The organism is Parasphingorhabdus sp. (assembly GCF_048267785.1).
Classification (GTDB): Bacteria; Pseudomonadota; Alphaproteobacteria; order Sphingomonadales; family Sphingomonadaceae; genus Parasphingorhabdus.
Genome location: NZ_JBLWWU010000014.1, coordinates 23,319 through 39,678 on the forward strand (window position 1 = coordinate 23,319; position 16,360 = coordinate 39,678).

At 53.4% G+C, this 16,360-nt stretch carries 14 protein-coding genes; 9 read left to right on the forward strand and 5 right to left on the reverse strand.

Translation table 11 applies throughout. The annotated features are described in order from the left end of the window. Position 1 precedes the first annotated feature (1 nt). Complete coding sequence (locus ACN0VD_RS12015) at positions 2-1,420, reverse strand: spinster family MFS transporter (RefSeq protein WP_417594550.1); 1,419 nt, start codon at positions 1,418-1,420, stop codon at positions 2-4. Between the two features lie 304 nt (positions 1,421-1,724). Here ACN0VD_RS12015 and ACN0VD_RS12020 point away from each other — a divergent pair, with 304 nt between their 5' ends. The 9 genes from ACN0VD_RS12020 to ACN0VD_RS12060 all read left to right on the forward strand — a co-directional run bounded on the left by ACN0VD_RS12020 (position 1,725) and on the right by ACN0VD_RS12060 (position 10,040). Further along, positions 1,725-2,270, forward strand: a complete 546-nt coding sequence (locus ACN0VD_RS12020) for a helix-turn-helix transcriptional regulator (RefSeq protein WP_417594552.1) — start codon at positions 1,725-1,727, stop codon at positions 2,268-2,270. Positions 2,271-2,325: 55 nt separating this feature from the next. Further along, on the forward strand, positions 2,326-2,718 hold the full coding sequence (locus ACN0VD_RS12025; protein ID WP_417594554.1) for a hypothetical protein: 393 nt from the start codon (positions 2,326-2,328) through the stop codon (positions 2,716-2,718). 62 nt (positions 2,719-2,780) lie between these two features. Next, positions 2,781-3,224, forward strand: a complete 444-nt coding sequence (locus ACN0VD_RS12030; RefSeq protein WP_417594556.1) for a hypothetical protein — start codon at positions 2,781-2,783, stop codon at positions 3,222-3,224. An 88-nt stretch (positions 3,225-3,312) separates the two neighbouring features. After that, complete coding sequence (locus ACN0VD_RS12035) at positions 3,313-4,740, forward strand: glycosyl transferase family protein (RefSeq protein WP_417594558.1); 1,428 nt, start codon at positions 3,313-3,315, stop codon at positions 4,738-4,740. Beyond that, positions 4,697-5,872, forward strand: a complete 1,176-nt coding sequence (locus ACN0VD_RS12040) for a hypothetical protein (RefSeq protein ID WP_417594560.1) — start codon at positions 4,697-4,699, stop codon at positions 5,870-5,872. Before ACN0VD_RS12035 ends, ACN0VD_RS12040 begins: the two co-directional genes overlap by 44 nt. Before the next feature lie 103 nt (positions 5,873-5,975). Next, a complete protein-coding gene (locus ACN0VD_RS12045; protein ID WP_417594562.1) occupies positions 5,976-6,890 on the forward strand; it encodes a sulfite exporter TauE/SafE family protein in 915 nt (304 codons plus the stop codon). 53 nt (positions 6,891-6,943) lie between these two features. Continuing rightward, positions 6,944-7,660, forward strand: a complete 717-nt coding sequence (locus ACN0VD_RS12050; protein WP_417594564.1) for a TIGR02186 family protein — start codon at positions 6,944-6,946, stop codon at positions 7,658-7,660. A gap of 111 nt (positions 7,661-7,771) precedes the next feature. Further along, positions 7,772-9,475: an ATP-binding protein gene (locus ACN0VD_RS12055; RefSeq protein WP_417594566.1), complete on the forward strand. Its 1,704-nt coding sequence runs from the start codon at positions 7,772-7,774 to the stop codon at positions 9,473-9,475. Positions 9,476-9,605: 130 nt separating this feature from the next. After that, the gene (locus ACN0VD_RS12060; RefSeq protein ID WP_417594568.1) at positions 9,606-10,040 is read left to right on the forward strand and encodes a hypothetical protein; all 435 of its coding nucleotides are present in this window, start codon (positions 9,606-9,608) and stop codon (positions 10,038-10,040) included. Between the two features lie 104 nt (positions 10,041-10,144). On the opposite strand, the gene ACN0VD_RS12065 is transcribed toward ACN0VD_RS12060, so the two are convergent. From ACN0VD_RS12065 to ACN0VD_RS12080, 4 genes are all read right to left on the reverse strand, one after another. Then, positions 10,145-12,877: a valine--tRNA ligase gene (locus tag ACN0VD_RS12065; protein WP_417594570.1), complete on the reverse strand. Its 2,733-nt coding sequence runs from the start codon at positions 12,875-12,877 to the stop codon at positions 10,145-10,147. A 135-nt stretch (positions 12,878-13,012) separates the two neighbouring features. Further along, positions 13,013-13,684 (reverse strand): enoyl-CoA hydratase/isomerase family protein, encoded by a 672-nt coding sequence (locus ACN0VD_RS12070; protein ID WP_417594572.1) that lies wholly within the window; start codon positions 13,682-13,684, stop codon positions 13,013-13,015. Continuing rightward, positions 13,681-15,774 carry a prolyl oligopeptidase family serine peptidase gene (locus ACN0VD_RS12075; RefSeq protein WP_417594574.1) on the reverse strand — a complete coding sequence of 698 codons (2,094 nt, stop codon included), beginning with the start codon at positions 15,772-15,774 and terminating at the stop codon, positions 13,681-13,683. Before ACN0VD_RS12075 ends, ACN0VD_RS12070 begins: the two co-directional genes overlap by 4 nt. Before the next feature lie 55 nt (positions 15,775-15,829). Continuing rightward, a complete protein-coding gene (locus ACN0VD_RS12080; RefSeq protein ID WP_417594576.1) occupies positions 15,830-16,315 on the reverse strand; it encodes a DUF2497 domain-containing protein in 486 nt (161 codons plus the stop codon). Positions 16,316-16,360: the final 45 nt, after the last annotated feature.

Consider the following 16,360-nt stretch of genomic DNA (forward strand, 5'->3'; position numbering starts at 1 on the left):
TTCAGCTCATCTTCGCCACAAGGTCTTTTTGCAGCGTCTTGCAGGCAAATATATACAGGCCACCCGCGACAAAGAATATGCCGACGATATAGATCATCGACCAGCGCAGTCCTTCCGCGCTTGCGGTCAGGCAGGCTCCGGCCTTGGCTGCGCCGAGGGTGGCTATCAGGTCTTCCGGCCTGCCTTTGCAAATCTGGCTGGTCAGTTCTGCAGCAAACTGTGAGCTGGCAAGATTGGCGCTCATCAGCATGTCACTCGCAATCCCCATGACCAGAGGGCCGCAGCCGTAGCCGACGAGGTTGACGATGAACAGGAACAAGGCAACGGCGGTTGCCCGTGACTGCGGGCTCGCAACACCTTGGCAGATAGTATATTGGGCGCCGAGATAACCATAGTGAAGGACGGCGGCGACGAGCAGGGCTGTCAGGGCGAAGGGCACGCTACCGGTGGAGAAGCCAATCCAATAGAGCGGCACACAAATGATCAGCATGACACCCGGCAGCCACGCGACCACGTTGGGATAACGGCCGCTCATTTTCTCGGTCAGATATCCGGTGAGAAAAGCTCCGGCAGAGGCAGCTAACCCCAGAGGTACGGCAATCTGCAGCGTCACTTCCGAAATGGACATTTCGTGCACGCGCTGGAAAAAGGCTACCTGAAAATTGCTGACGCCATAGCCGACAAAGGCGACCAGAGCGGCGGCTATCATGTTGATCCAGAAGCTGCGCTTGGCCGACAATTCTTTGACCGTCTCCGCTATGCCCATTTTCCTGGGTTTGGTTGCGGTCGGCGGGTCAGCGTAGCCGCGCGGTGGCTCCTCGACGGTGAAGAGAAAAATGACACCGAAAACAACACCCGGTATACCTAGCGCCAGAAACGCCTCGCGCCAGGAAAATAATTCGGTGATCGGCCCGCCAAATGCATTGGCCAAAACGCCGCCCAGAGTAATACCCATGGTGTAAATCGCGATTGCCCGAGCACGACTGCGCGGCGGAAAATAGTCGGAGATGATCGAATTGGCTGCAGGCGTCAGGCCAGCTTCACCGATACCGACACCGATGCGGAAAACCAGCAACGCGACAAAACTGCCGGCTATCCCGCATAATGCAGTCATGAGCGACCACAGGATGACACTGGCAGCAATGATCCTGACCCGGTTCATGCGCTCGGCAAGCCGGGCAATCGGGATGCCCATGACCGTATACATGAGGGCAAAGCCGAAGCCGGACAGCAAGCCAAATTGCCAGTCCTGCAGCTTGAATTCTTCGATGATCGGCTGGGCAACGACGCCGATCAATATGCGATCGATGAAGTTCAAGGTGTAGAGAAGCATCAAAGAGATTATTACATAGTTCCGATATCCATCGGATCGATATGCCAGCCCGGTATTCGTCAGCGGCCCTGCCTGTGTTGCGCTCATGCTCTCTCCACTTTTTTTGGGTGATGGCCTGAACGCGATGACAAGTCCAGCGGACATTGGAGCGATTAGGATCTGGACCGGTGTTCGGGGAGCAATCATTACGCATTGTGAATAAATTTCACGAAATGGCGGAATTCTGTTATTGTAACTGATAGTATCGGCCAGTCAAATTATCGCAATCAGGGGGCAGATTTGGTGCAGCAAGCGCAATTCCCGCAATTTATCGGGTTATTTTTTCCAAACCCGCAACGAAATACCGACTCCTTCAATTCAGATACAGGCGATTCGGTGGATTCTTCGCAAGATGACCATGTCTAATGTTGATAGATTGAGCGACGGGCAGCGGGACTGTTTGCGGCTTGTGCTGGCACATCATAATTCCAAGGAAATTGCGCGACAACTGGGAGTATCTCCACATACTGTCGACCAACGGTTGCGCACCTCCATGCGAATATTGAACGTGCAGTCGCGTTTCGAAGCGGCACGAAAATTTGCGGGCCTTGATAATAAAGTCCAATATCAACCATTGATATATCAAATGTTGGATGTTGAGTCAGAGAGCAAAAATGGAAAACTGGACTCGTCAACCGGAAGGACCGTAAGCGACGAAACAGGCTCGGTAACTGATATTTCAAAAGTAGCAAAAGTAGATGGCAATGTTGCTGTCGTGGCTTCTGAAAAATCGGAAATCAGGCACCCGCAGCTTCCCATTCCGCGACATCGTGGCGAGAGGAACAATCTCGGTACGGTCGAACGACTGGGTTGGATTTTGGCTATCGCTATCGTGTCCGCTTTGTCTTTCGGTGGGCTTATAGCGGGATTGGAAGCGCTTTCTCGGCTCAAGGGGTGATCAAAGCCCCATCAAGTCTGCGCATTCATTCCTTGGTTTTGTAACTTTCGAACGCGTGGGATTTCAATTCTCGCGAAAAGGAAAAATCATGCTGAAACAACGACGTAATGCTGCCGAAAATTTGACGGAAAGATTGTTTGCTACGGAACAGGCTGTTGACGAGGCAATTCGCAAAATGGCGGATTTAGCGGGATATATGCCGGTTGCGAGGGTGAATGCCAATTTGTCGGCTGTGGTCGGCCAAGATGCGATATCGCAAGCGGTCGATACCCTGTCCGCATTGGTTAATGCGCGAGGGCAACTGGTTGCGACGCACAACCGACTGGCGGAAACGCGAGATCAAATCGGATTGCAAGCCATGGCCATGGGCAGCGGAGACATGAAACCGCCGATGCTACAAAACAGAAAAGATGAAAAAATAGTCACTCTGACAGACCATGCTGCCTAATTTTTTGTGACTGCATCTGCTCAAAATGTAACGGACACCCGCATGACCATGGCTTTGGCGCTGTGATCTTCAATACAATCTGGGCCTACATTTATTATATATTTCTCGTGGGCTGCTGCGGATATGCTGTTTGTCGCGGTTCCCGTTCTGAATATTTCGGTGCTGCTATCATGATCGCCGGGTCGGTTTTTACGTTGATCATAAGCAGGCTGTTTGGCACCGCTTGGACGAGTGTGGAAATAGGTATATTTGCAACTGATATCATCGCACTTTTTGCGTTGATTTATCTGGCTCTGAAATCTGATCGTTTTTGGCCGATCTGGGCAACTGCATTTCACCTGCTTGCAGTGACGGTTCATACAGCGATGATGGTGGCGCCGCAGATAAGCTCTTGGGCTTTTGCAACCGGTGCGGTGTTCTGGGCCTATCCGATGCTGTTGGCACTGGCGATCGGGTCCTCAGAAAACACGCCCGTGCTGCGGGATTGCGAAATAGATCCCGTTTAGCCTCGCACATCGCTCCGGTCACGTATTTCTACCCATTGTATTCACTTTCTGCAGCGACAGCAGTTCTGCAAACTGACGGAGCATAATCATGGTGAGCGATCATATTCTATTATTTCTCGACATTCTCCAAAAGGAAATGCTCCTTTTTGCGAGCCTGTGCTTTCTGGTGGGCTCATCTGACGATCTGGTTTTCGACGGTTTGTGGATTTTTTACAGCTTGCAGCGCAAGCTGTTCGTTTATTCCCGCTATAATCGGGCAACCGTCGAAACATTGGGCGAACCCATGCCCGGATGCCGGATGGCGATATTTGTACCGGCCTGGAAAGAGGCGACGGTCATTGGTGCAATGCTGGCGAGATGTTTGCAACAATGGACATCAAGCAATTATCGCATTTACGTCGGTTGTTATCCCAATGATCCTAAAACCATCGCTGCGGTTGCGACAGCGTCATCCGGTAGGGACAACGTCCGGATTGTCATCTGTAGAAAAAATGGACCAACTACCAAGGCGGATTGTCTCAATCATCTATGGGATGCCTTGTGTCAGGACGAAATAGAGGAAAGGATGAATTTCAAGGCGGTTGTGCTACACGATGCCGAAGATATTGTTCACCCTCAGGAACTTCGGCTTCTTGAATATCTGATCGGAAGGGCGACGCTCGTCCAACTGCCTGTCATTCCCCGCCGCGCGACGCGTTCTCGTTGGGTCGCAGGTCATTACGGGGATGAATTTGCTGAATTGCATGGCAAGCAAATGGTAATGCGTGAGGCGCTCGGAGCCTCAATTCCGTCTGCTGGTGTCGGTTGTGCTTTCGCCCGTGATGCCTTGTTAAAACTGTCTGTCCGGACGAATGGGAAGCCGTTCGATGCAGACAGTATGACGGAAGACTATGAACTGGGCCTCAATTTGACAGGAGGAGGGGCTCGCGGCATTTTTGCACGACTGCGAGATCGGCACGGTCAGTTGGTCGCAACGCAGGAATTTTTCCCGGAAAAACTTGAAGAAGCCATTCGTCAGAAAAGCCGTTGGATAGCAGGTATCGCCTTGTCGGGGTGGGATCGACTGGGATGGAATAACAGCTGGCGAGAGAATTGGATGCGATTGCGTGATCGCAAAGCCTGTTTTGCAGCCGTCGTTCTGGCGATCGCCTATATCGCTGTAGTTTTGACGGGTATCCTGCTGATCGCTGAACTGTTGGGCATCTACAAGCTGCAACCAGTGTCCAAATTTCTGAAAATGCTGCTTATCGTCAATGCGGGATTTCTGATCTGGCGATTGCTTTTGAAATGCTATTTTGTTTTTTCCCTTTATGGTTTTCGCGAAGCGCTCTTGTCGATCCCGAGGACGATCATAGCCAATCTCATTAATATTCTGGCTGCTTGGCGTGCCATTGGCCACTATGTTCACCAACTGGCCGGTCGTCCTGTGAATTGGGAGAAAACCCGCCACTTCTATCCCGAAATCGAGCAAATTGAACAACTGCGAGAAAATTATTCGGTTGGTGAAAGGACCTGATGCTGTGTCTGACAAGGTGGCTGGCGCTCCTATCCGTGCTTGGGGAAGTCTGTTGGTCATATGGATGTTTGTGCGTGTCATCTCCTGGAATGTTCCAGCAAATATTCTTGTAGAGCCGACAAAGCTGACAATGGAAAAGACAGCAAATCGTGGAGCCCAACCAATTCACAATGTGGCAACGCAACATTCAATCAAATTTCAATTCTCGCCACCGTTCACTACCCCGGATGCTGTGGCCCACGAACAGGGCGTGAAATCCGTGCCCTCTCCGACCCGTACATCCAAAAGGCCGCTTTCTAAGGAACGGGGTGTCCATCAGCGTGATTATTTGCTGACGATGATCCAGCCGGAGTTTGCCAGTTATAGGCTTTCACCCGGCGCATCATCCAAGCAGGATTTGCATATCGAACCGCGAATTGAGCAGAACAGACCAATGCGGTATTCTGCTGCAAAGCAACGTAGGAAAGGGTTACGTGGCTATTCTTGGGTCTTTGCCAGACAAGCTTCCCAAAGCATAAAGAGGGCGAAGAGAGAAGATGGTGCGATCATATCAAATGGTCAATATGGCGGCAGCCAGATCGGTGCTATTCTGTCCTATCCAATATTGATCAAGCCGGACCCCCAATTAGCGGTCTACGGACGATTGAGTTCGGCGCTGGCTCCACTGTCACAAGAAGAAGTCGCAATCGGACTGACGATACATCCAATGCATAGTTTGCCTTTCTCCATCTACGGGGAGCAAAGGCTGGCCGCGGACAATGGCGGTGACCGTGGGACGGCCTTTTATGTCGCTGGCGGTACGGGGCCGGATCCGGTCATCGAAAAAATTCTACTCGAGACATATGGACAAGCAGGATATGTACTAGGTGAAAATGAAACCCATTTTTTTGACGGGTCGGCGACTTTGCTGCGCCCGATTGCAGAAACGGATCGAAAAAAACTGTTCATTGGGACAGGGCTATGGGCCGGTGGTCAGCGGCAGATCAGCAGGCTTGATGTCGGACCGCGGGTCGATCTCAGTGTCCCTCTCGGTACCACATCCGCGCGCTTGGCGGTCGACTGGCGGGTTCGTGTAGCGGGCCATGCCCGGCCGGAAAGCGGTCTGGCGATAACCGTTTCAACAGGCTTTTAAGCCGACAAATTTTTGCGCCTGCATGGCAATTGAATTGAATTCTATCATTCAAGACCGCAACGCCCTTTATCCCGAAACAAAAAGAGATTAGTCCAATGAGAATATGGACATATATCTCCCCATCGCCAATCTTTCAGTCAATGCATTTGTCATCGTCCTTCTTGGCGGGTTAGTGGGGATTTTGTCTGGCATGTTCGGCGTCGGTGGTGGTTTTCTGACTACCCCGCTGCTTATTTTCTACGGCATACCGCCGACGGTCGCCGCAGCGTCGGCATCCACCCAGGTCACGGGAGCCAGTATCTCGGGAGTAGCGGCCCATATGCGCCGAAAGGGAGTAGATTTCCGGATGGGTGCAATATTGGTAGCCGGCGGAATGTTGGGGACGTTGATCGGCACTGGGCTTTTTCAGATTTTGCAACGCTGGGGTCAGATCGATACCGTCATCAACGTACTGTACGTTTTGATGCTGTCGAGTATTGGCGGGTTGATGTTCAAAGAATCCTTGCTGAGTGTGCGAGCGATGCGTGCCGGCAAGCCGATGCCTGCGCGCAAGAGGCGGCACCATCCGTTGGTTGCGAACCTTCCGTTCCGATGGCGCTTTTACCGTTCCGGTCTCTATATCTCGCCCATCGCCCCGTTCATACTTGGCCTTCTTACTGGGATATTGACCATGTTACTGGGTGTTGGCGGCGGTTTTATCATGGTGCCGGCGATGTTGTATCTGCTCGGTATGGGCGCGCAGGTAGTGGTCGGAACCTCACTGTTTCAAATCCTGTTCGTTACCATAGCATCGACGATGATGCATAGCATGACCACACGCGCGGTAGATATTGTTTTGGCATCGCTGCTGTTGCTTGGCAGCGTGACCGGTGCACAGCTGGGAGCAAAATTTGCCCAACGGATGCGTCCGGAATATCTGCGGTTGAGCCTGGCAGCGATGGTGCTGCTTGTTGCGATCCGCATGGCATTGGGTTTGGGATTTCAACCGGATGAAATTTACACGGTGCAACTGTTGTGATGTGGCGGTGTATTCTTCTGGCTCGTTTGCTCGCAGTGTTTGGCATCGCTATCATGACGGTCGCGGCTACCCCGGTTCTGGTTCCCGAAGTATCGCAGGATCGAATCAGTATCAGGGGTGATTTTAACGGCGCACAATTGCTGTTGTTTGGAGCGATCACCTACCCGCCTGGTACCCGCAATAAAGACCAGGCTGATATCGTGGTTGTTCTCAAGGGGCCGGTCGAATCAATAATTGTTCGCGAAAAGCAGCAAATTGCCGGTATCTGGATCAATGCCGCGAGCAGCGAATTCCGTTCCGCTCCCGGCTTTTATGCAGTTGCTTCTACCAAGCCGATTGACGAGATAGTGGATGGAAAAACAGCAGACATCTATGAATTGGGGCTTCACCATCTCCAGCTTTCTCCCGCGGGTGCGATTGACAGTCGTGAACTGGACCGTTTTGTTAACGGGCTGGTGGATCTGAAATCCCGGGGGGAACTTTTTAAAAATTTACCCAATAGCGTCAAGATCACCAACAGCGTGCTGTATCAGGCGCGGATCAATCTCCCGGCCAGCGTGCCGGTGGGTGACTATACGGCAGAGACTTTCCTTATTCTCGACGGACGGGTTGAGGCGGCAGAAGTGAAAGAAGTTACGATTGAAAAAATTGGGATGGGGCGATTTATAACCAATTTGTCCCAAAAAAATGGTTTTCTCTATGGCTTGATTGCAGTGCTCATTTCGGTTTTTCTGGGCTGGTCGGCCGGTTACCTGTTTCGCAAGATGTGAGGCGTGTTTGCTCTTAAACGTCTCGCATTATCTTTCTGCAAGCCCGGTAAACCTTCTTTAACCATGACCCACTAGTTTTGTGCCCTGACCAGTAAAACAGGAAAAGCACGAATGTCCGACATGGGATTACATAATTTTTCCGCCGATAGCACAACGCCGGTTTCTCAAAGTGGGTTACGAGGTGGCAGTAGCCAAGGCTCCGCGCCAAAGCGAAGTGAAGGCCATAAAATTGGCGAAGTTATCGAGATCGCGGGGTCGGGTTCCAAAATTGTCATGGACAGCACTGTCCTGAACAAGTTGCTGGATCATCCTGATCCGACAGTAAAAATGGCTGGGCAAGTCGGTAGCCAGATTAAAATCCGTGTTGGCCAGACCTGGTTGCTGGCCAATATCCGGACCCAGAGACTCTATGAGGGGCAGGCGGGATTGGTTATTGCTGAGATTGATTTTCTGGGAGAGGGCGACGAAGAGCAGCTCACCGGCCACATTTACAATTTCCGCCGCGGCGTCACGCGTTATCCAACGCCAGCGTCGCTTGTATATGCAGTGACTACGGCCGACCTTAAGCAAGTCTATGCTTCGGATGGCCGCGCCAATGTTGAAATCGGCACGGTCTACCCCACCGATGACATTCGCGGTGCGCTATATGTAGACGCTATGCTTGGGAAGCATTTCGCGCTGCTGGGATCAACCGGTACCGGTAAGTCGACTTCGGCGGCCCTCATTCTGCACAAAATCTGTGATCTTGCTCCTGAAGGTCACATCATCATGATCGATCCGCATGGTGAATATTCTGCAGCATTCAAGGACAATGGCAAACTGTTCGATGTGAACAATCTGAACTTGCCATATTGGTTGATGAATTTTCGCGAACATTGCGAAGTGTTTGTTCAGTCCAAAGGTGATGCGAAGCAGATGGACTGTGACATTCTTGCGAAATGCCTGCTCGCCGCAAAAGCAAAAAGCCAGGCGTCTGCGCATGTCGCGAAACTGACAGTGGATTCTCCGGTTCCTTATCTGTTGTCTGATCTTACCGCCATATTGCAAAATGAAATGGGCAAGCTCGACAAGGCGACCAATAGTGCCCCCTATCAGCGGCTCAAAACCAAGATTGACGAGATCAAGGCCGACCCGCGATACAGTTTCATGTTTTCCGGGATGCTCGTCGGTGATACAATGGCGGCATTTCTGGCAAAGATTTTCAGGCTGCCCTCAGAAGGGAAGCCTATTTCAATTATCGATGTATCGGCAATGCCGTCAGAGATCACGCCTACGGTGGTTTCTGTACTCAGTCGTCTGGTGTTTGATTATGCCATTTGGGCCCGCAACGAGCCCCAGCGCCCGATGCTCCTGGTTTGCGAGGAAGCGCACCGTTATATTCCGAACGATGATGTCGCCGAAGAAAGCAGCGTCCGCGATATTCTCAGTCGGATCGCCAAAGAAGGCCGGAAATATGGTGTGTCCCTGGGGTTGATTACCCAGCGGCCATCCGACCTTGCCGAAGGCGTGCTTTCACAATGTGGTACAATCCTTTCGATGCGTCTCAACAACGACCGAGATCAGGCCTTTGTAAAGGCTGCGATGCCGGAAGGCGCACGCGGCTTTCTTGATTCGATTCCTGCTTTGCGCAATCGCGAAGTTATCTGTTGTGGTGAAGGTGTTGCAATCCCGATCCGTGTTTCGCTCGACACGTTGGTCGAGGAACGGCGTCCGGCATCGGAAGATCCGATATTCTCCGATCTGTGGCGCGAACATGGTGGCGAAGAAGAAATCATCCAGCGCGTTATCAAACGCTGGAGAGCGCAGGGCCGATAGATATCGCTGCGATCGTTTGTCCATACTCATTTGCTGTTAATCGATAGTCGATAGCAATTTTCTGATATTCGATTACGTCTGTAGTCATTAGGCCATGCATCGGGTGTGGTGGACTGACGCGGAGAATCCAATGGTTGATAAACGCTATTCCCTTTTGCTTGCGGGGCTGGGTCTTGCGGCCGCGTCGATAATGCCGGTAATGGGAAGCCATGCGCGAAATGCAGAACATCCACACAATGAAGAATGGGGCGAAGCGCTGGCCCGGGATATCAAGACCCAAGTAAAGGCCGGGCTGGCCGAAGCTGCCGTTGATATGGAGTATGGCGCGGAGGAAATGCTGCGCGCTGCTGACGAGATGGAGGCTTATGCCGACCGGCTGGAAGGCGATGATGCTTTTCGCGAACGCGAGGCGGTGCGGCAGAACAAGGGTAGAGAGATGAAAGTCACTGCCGAGCATCTGCTGGCAAAAGCTCCCGAAATGCGGCGCGGTGCGGAAAAAATGCGCGAAGGGGCCGAGAAAATGCGCGCCGGTGCCGAAAAAATGCGGCGCGGCGAGGATCGCTGAGCGAGAAACCGAAATTTAGTGCCCCGCCAAAGCGGGGACCCTATTTCAGATGTTTGCGCCTTGAAGCATCTTGGCAAAGTTTTTCTTCCGGCGCAGGAGCGAGATCAGCCAAGCCGATCGATAGCTTCCTGCAGCCGCACCGTTTCTGCCTCTTTTTCGGCCAGATCGGCTCGGGCTTTTTCGACCGCTTCGGATTTGGCTTTCTCGACGAAATTCGGGTTGCCGAGGCGACCGGATAGTGATTTGGCTTCCTTTTGCGAGGCTTCCAGCGCCTTGGTGAGGCGTGCCTTTTCAGCATCAACATCGATAGCACCAGCGAGCGGCAGCACATAAGTTGCTCCATCAACGACAATTTGTGCCGAAGCGCCTTCCGGTGCCGGATCAAACGAGACGGTTTCCAAGCGTCCGACGCGGTCGAGTGCTGCACTCTGGCGAGCGATCTGTTGTTGAAGATCGGCGCTTGCGTCCTCGACATGGGCTGTCATCTTGGTACCCGGCGCGATGTTCAATTCCACTTTTGCCGAACGCACTTCGGAGATGAGTTTGATCAGCCAGTCGACTTCCGCTTTGGCCTGGACATCCACCTCGGCCTTGGGTTGCGGCCATTTGGCAACGATAAGATCATAATCCCGACCGCCGGTTTCTGCGGCCATGCTGTGCCACAGTTCTTCCGTGATGAACGGCATGAACGGGTGGAGCATGACGATGATCTGATCGAGCACCCAGCCGGCAACGGTACGGGTTTCATCGGCTGCGCCAGAATCTTCACCCTGAAGAACCGGTTTGATCAGTTCGAGATACCAGTCGCAAAACCGGTCCCAGGTGAAATGATAAATGGTGTTTGCTGCCGCATCGAAACGCAGATCGCTTAGCGTCTTGTCGAGCGCCTGCTGGGTCTCGATCACTTCCGAAATGATCCAGCGGTTGACGGGCAGGGTAGCTTCGGGCGCGGCGAGCGTCTTGCTCGCACCGATGCCGTTGAATTCGCAGAAGCGAGAGGCATTCCACAGTTTGGTGGCGAAGTTGCGATAGCCCTCGACACGATTGTCATCCATCTTGATGTCGCGGCCCTGACTTTCCATCGCCGCCATGAAAAAGCGCAGCGCATCAGCGCCATATTGATCGATCAGGCCAAGCGGATCGACAACATTGCCCTTCGACTTTGACATTTTTGACCCATCTTCTGCGCGGACCAGCCCATGAAGATAGAGCCGTTTCCACGGAACTTCCTTCATGAAGTGGAGTCCCTGCATCGCCATCCGCGCGTCCCAGAAGAACAGGATATCGAAGCCGGAGATCAGCAGATCATTGGGGTAGTGGCGTTCCAGATCTCTGGTTTCTTCCGGCCAGCCCAATGTGCCGAAAGGCCAGAGGGCGGACGAGAACCATGTGTCAAGAACGTCGGGGTCGCGTGTCAGGCTGACGCCTTCGCCTGCTTGAGCCTGCGCTTCTGCGTCATCCATGGCCACATAGATCTTGCCATTTTCATCAAACCACGCCGGTATACGATGCCCCCACCAGAGCTGGCGTGACACGCACCAAGGCTGGATATTTTCCATCCAGTTGAAATAGGTCTTTTCCCAGCTTTTCGGAACAATCTCGATATCACCGTCGCGCACTGCTTTGATCGCGGGCTGCGCGAGCGTTTCCGCATCGACATACCATTGGTCGGTCAGCCATGGCTCGATCACCACGCCGCCGCGGTCACCGAAAGGCGTCGCGATGGTCCGCGGTTCGGCGTCATGTTTGACTTCTTCGCCGTCCTTGCTTTTCGAAACATGTGGGATCAGGAAGCCCTGTTTCTTCAGCTGCTGCACGACTAGTTCGCGGGCGCCGTCGACGCCCTCTTTCCGGAACCGGTGCAGGCCGATATATTCATCCGGTACCAGCCCGTCGGCGGTCTGGCAGACATTAGCCTCGCCATCGAGCATATTGAGCATCTCGCTTGCGGCAAAGCCCGCGCGCTTGCCGACCTCGAAATCGTTGAAGTCATGACCCGGTGTGATTTTCACCGCGCCGGACCCAAGTTCGGGATCGGCATGTTCGTCGGCAACGATTGGGACGTGCCGTCCGGTAATTGGCAGGATCACTTCCTTGCCGACAACGCTTTTATAGCGCTCGTCGCCGGGATGTACCGCAACCGCCATATCGGCCAGCATCGTTTCCGGGCGGGTGGTTGCTACCTCGATATAGTCTTGTCCATTATCCAGCGTCACGCCGTCGGCGAGCGGATATTTGAAATGCCAGAAACTGCCTTTGGTATCGACCGTCTCGACTTCCAGATCGCTAATCGCGGTTTTTAGCGCCGGATCCCAGTTGACCAGCCGTTTGTCGCGGTAGATCAGACCTTCATTATAGAGATCGACAAAGACCTTCAGCACGGCTTCGTTCATGCCCTCGTCCATGGTGAAGCGTTCGTTGGACCAGTCCATCGAACAGCCCAGCCGGCGCAGCTGCTTGGTGATCGCGCCGCCGCTTTCCTCTTTCCACTCCCAGACTTTTTTGACAAATTCCTCGCGCGTAAAATCGGTACGCTTTTGCTGACGCTCGTTCAGTTGGCGCTCAACCACCATCTGGGTCGCGATTCCGGCGTGGTCCATACCGACAACCCATAGCGCATCCTTGCCCTTCAAACGTTCGTGACGGATGATGATGTCTTGCAACGTGTTATCGAGCGCGTGACCGATATGCAGGCTGCCGGTGACATTGGGTGGCGGGTTGACGATGGTGAACGGTTCGCGATCGTCGCGTTCAGGACGGAAAAGGCCTTGGCTTTCCCAATGCTCATACCAGCGTGCTTCAATGGCGGCGGGGTCAAAATTTTTATCTAAGGTCATGGGGAGCCTTTGGCATTGGATTGCCTTAGGTTCAAGCAGTCTTGTGTTCCGCATTTGATGCGGGGCTCTCTGTAGCGAAGCGTTATGACTGTTTCCCGAATCTCCGTATCAACTATTGATCGCCGGAGCTTACTATCATCCCTTCAAAATGGCATCAATTTCGGCGTTGGCTTTCGCCCGTAATTGCCGTTTGCAGGCATTGAAACCCGGTTGTGCCGAGAGCTCCTTTACGCAAAGCACGGCCTGATCAAGCAACTGATCCGGGGCCGCCAGCTCGTCGGCCAGTCCGGCGCTCAAAGCCTCAACCGGCGTCAGCAAATGCGACGACAGAGACAGACGCCGCCGCCAGACAGGGTCCAGCCAGTGATCCAGTATCGCTTGCGGCACCGGGGGGAAGGGCAGGCCAGCCTTGGCTTCCGGCAAACCGATCTTGTAATCGCCTTGCGCTGCGACAATCCAGTCGGCCGCGAGAGCCATGATCCCGCCAGCACCAATCGTATTGCCGTTTAGCGCAACCACAACCGCGCAGGGCAGGCGATGCAGTGCCGCCGTAAATTTGTCGATTGCCGCAGCGGCCTGTATCTGACCCGCCTTGTCCAGCGAAGCCGCAACCTTTGTATCCATGCCACAGGTAAAATGTTCGCCAGCACCGGTCAAAACAATGCCATTTTTCGGGGGGCTTTCGGCCAGTGCCCGAAAGGCGGTGATCCCGTCTTCTAGCAGCGCGGGATGGAGCGTGTTGCGTTCGCCATTGGTCAGTGTGACAATGATCGTGTCATCGCGATCTTCGGTCGGGAAGAAGCTCATTGGTCCTTGCCTTCCTGACCATCGATTGCAGTCCATTTGTCCATCCAGTCGAACACCGTCCGGTACCATTGCACGCTATTCTTGCCCTTGAGGACCCAATGGTTTTCATCGGGAAAGATCAGCAATTTGGATGGAATTTCCATTTCCTGTGATACGGTAAAGGGCATGATGCTCTGGGTATAAGGAATCCGGAAATCCTTTTCCCCGTGGATGAACAGCGTCGGCGTTTTCCAGTGGGTGATCTTGTTGACGGGATTCCATTTTTCCGGGTTGGGTCGTGTCCACCATGTGCCGCCATGATCCCACTGGTCGAACCATAGTTCTTCCGTGCTCAGCGCCATAGCGCGCAGATCAAATACACCGGCGTGATTAATCAGGCAGTCGAACCGGTCGGGCCAGTTGCCGGCGATCCAGTTCATCATATAGCCGCCGTAAGAGCCGCCCAGAGCGCAGGACCGCTCGCCGTCGATTTGCGGATCGATCTTCAGCGCAGCAGCATAGCCGAGCTTGAGATCCTCAAGCGGCTTGCCACCCCAATCCTGATTGATGCTGTCGGTAAATTCCTGTCCGTAGCCAGCAGAGCCATGGAAATCGATGGTCACCGCAGCATAGCCTTGGGCCGCCATCACTTTTGGGTTCCAGCGAGTGGACCAGCTGTTGCCGAAACTGCTCTGGGGGCCGCCATGCACCAGAAATGCCATCGGCAGCTTCCCGGTCGTACCCCGTGGTTTGATAATCTGACCCCAAACCCGCTCGCCATTTGCACCGGCAAAATTAAAGCGCTGGATATCGACGGGATCAATCTGCGTCAGCTCTCCGCCGTTGATATTGGTCAGCTGTCTGACCGTCCCGTCCGCTGAACGGCGATACAGATCGGTAGGGGCTTGCAGGCTGTTCATTGTGTAAACCAGCGAGCCATCCTGCAACGGAATGGTAGTGCCGACATTGCCGCTAGCGGTCAATCGCGTGACTTTGCCCGTCTCGACTTCTACCGCAAAGGCTGGATGGTCGAGCACCTCCTGTGCAGTTACGATGAGATATTTATCGTCTGGAGTCCACACGATAGAGCCGACCGAGCGGTCCCAGTCCTTGGTCAGAGCGATGGCTTCATCTTCATTGCTGCCCTGTTTACGCAGTTTTACGACAAGACGATCAGCTTCGTAGCCCGGTCGTTCCATTGCTGCCCAAGCCAGCCATTTTCCATCCGACGAAAAGGCCGGAAGCGTGTCGGTCGCTTTGTTTGCACCGGTAAAATTGACGGTTTCCTTGCCATCGGCCTTGGCGCCGTAAATATCGAGATTGGTGGATTTGGGTTCGTTCCGGTCGGCAATCCTGAGCGTGAAAAAGACGCCTTCTTCTCTTGGTACCCAAGTAATTTCTTCACCGCCGCCGAAGGGCTTGGAAGGACTGTCGCCGATGAGATCGCCGTCCAGCGCGGCGCCATCGCCCGTGACTTTCCCATCTTTCAGGCTAAAAGCAAAGACCCGGCTGTAGTTGCCTGGGGTTTCCCAACTCGACCAGTGGCGGACGAAAAGTTCGTCATATTCGCGTCCGGTTCCAGGGCCGGGTTCGGCCCGGTTGCCGCTTTTGTCACAACCGAAAGTAAGACAGTCTCTGGCAATGTCACCCCAGATCGCGATTTGCTTACCGCTTTGAGACAGTTTGAAACCAGCAATATCGGCTTTTAGGTCACTCGCCTGTACAGGCTTACCAACCTTTCCTCCTGCAACGATGTCTGCATGCCAGAGCTGTTCCGAACCACTGGCATCGCTGAGATAATAGAGGCTGCCATCAGGCGCGAAAGCCGGACTATGTTCGCTTTTTCCATCCACGTCGAGAATCCGGATGGGTGCTGCATCGGTCGTATCAATATCAATGAGATATAGCGCATTTGACCGCTGATAGGTCTCGGGCTGTGTTTCTGTCACGTCATAGACGGCCCATTTCTCGTCGGGTGAAACGGTTACAGCTCCCATCCGTTTCAGCGTGGCGAGATCCTCCGCTGTCATCGGTCTGGCTGAAACAAGAGTGGGTACAATTGCGCCGGTCAGAAACAGCGTTGTGGTGAATGTTTTGAAAAATTTTGTCATGGCCATGAGTTTAGCACGGCTGTCTGACAAGGCAATTGGGATTAGGGACGCAGACCTATTTGTCGCTCAACCGCTGAATTTCTCGCGCTACCAGTTCTTCGACAAGATTGGGGAGGTTTTCGTCCAGCCATTTCTTTATGATCGGCCGCATCAATTCGCGGGTCAGGTCTTCCAGCGACGTACCGCTAGATTGTTGAGGCCGTGCGCTACGATCGATCGCTTCTTTCTCGACCAGTGCTGAAAGCGATTGGCGCATGCTATCAAGCTTGTTGTCGTCAATCAGACGATCTTCCTTGCGCCGATCTCCAAACACGCCTTGCGCGGAAGGATTCTGACGATCCTGCAATTCGTTGGTCAGTTCCAGCACTTCTTCATCTTGGTCTGTCGGATTTAGATCGGGAACGGCCTGAAGGGCCGGCTTTAGCGCAGTCTTTTGCCGTTGTTGGGGGCGATCCTCATCGATCACCTTGTCGTCGGCGATGATACGTTTGATCGACGAGAGGATCTCCTCCATCGATGATTCCCTATTCTGCTCAGCCATTTGCGAAATCCCCAAACTTATACTCTGTTGCCGAAACCAATCTAC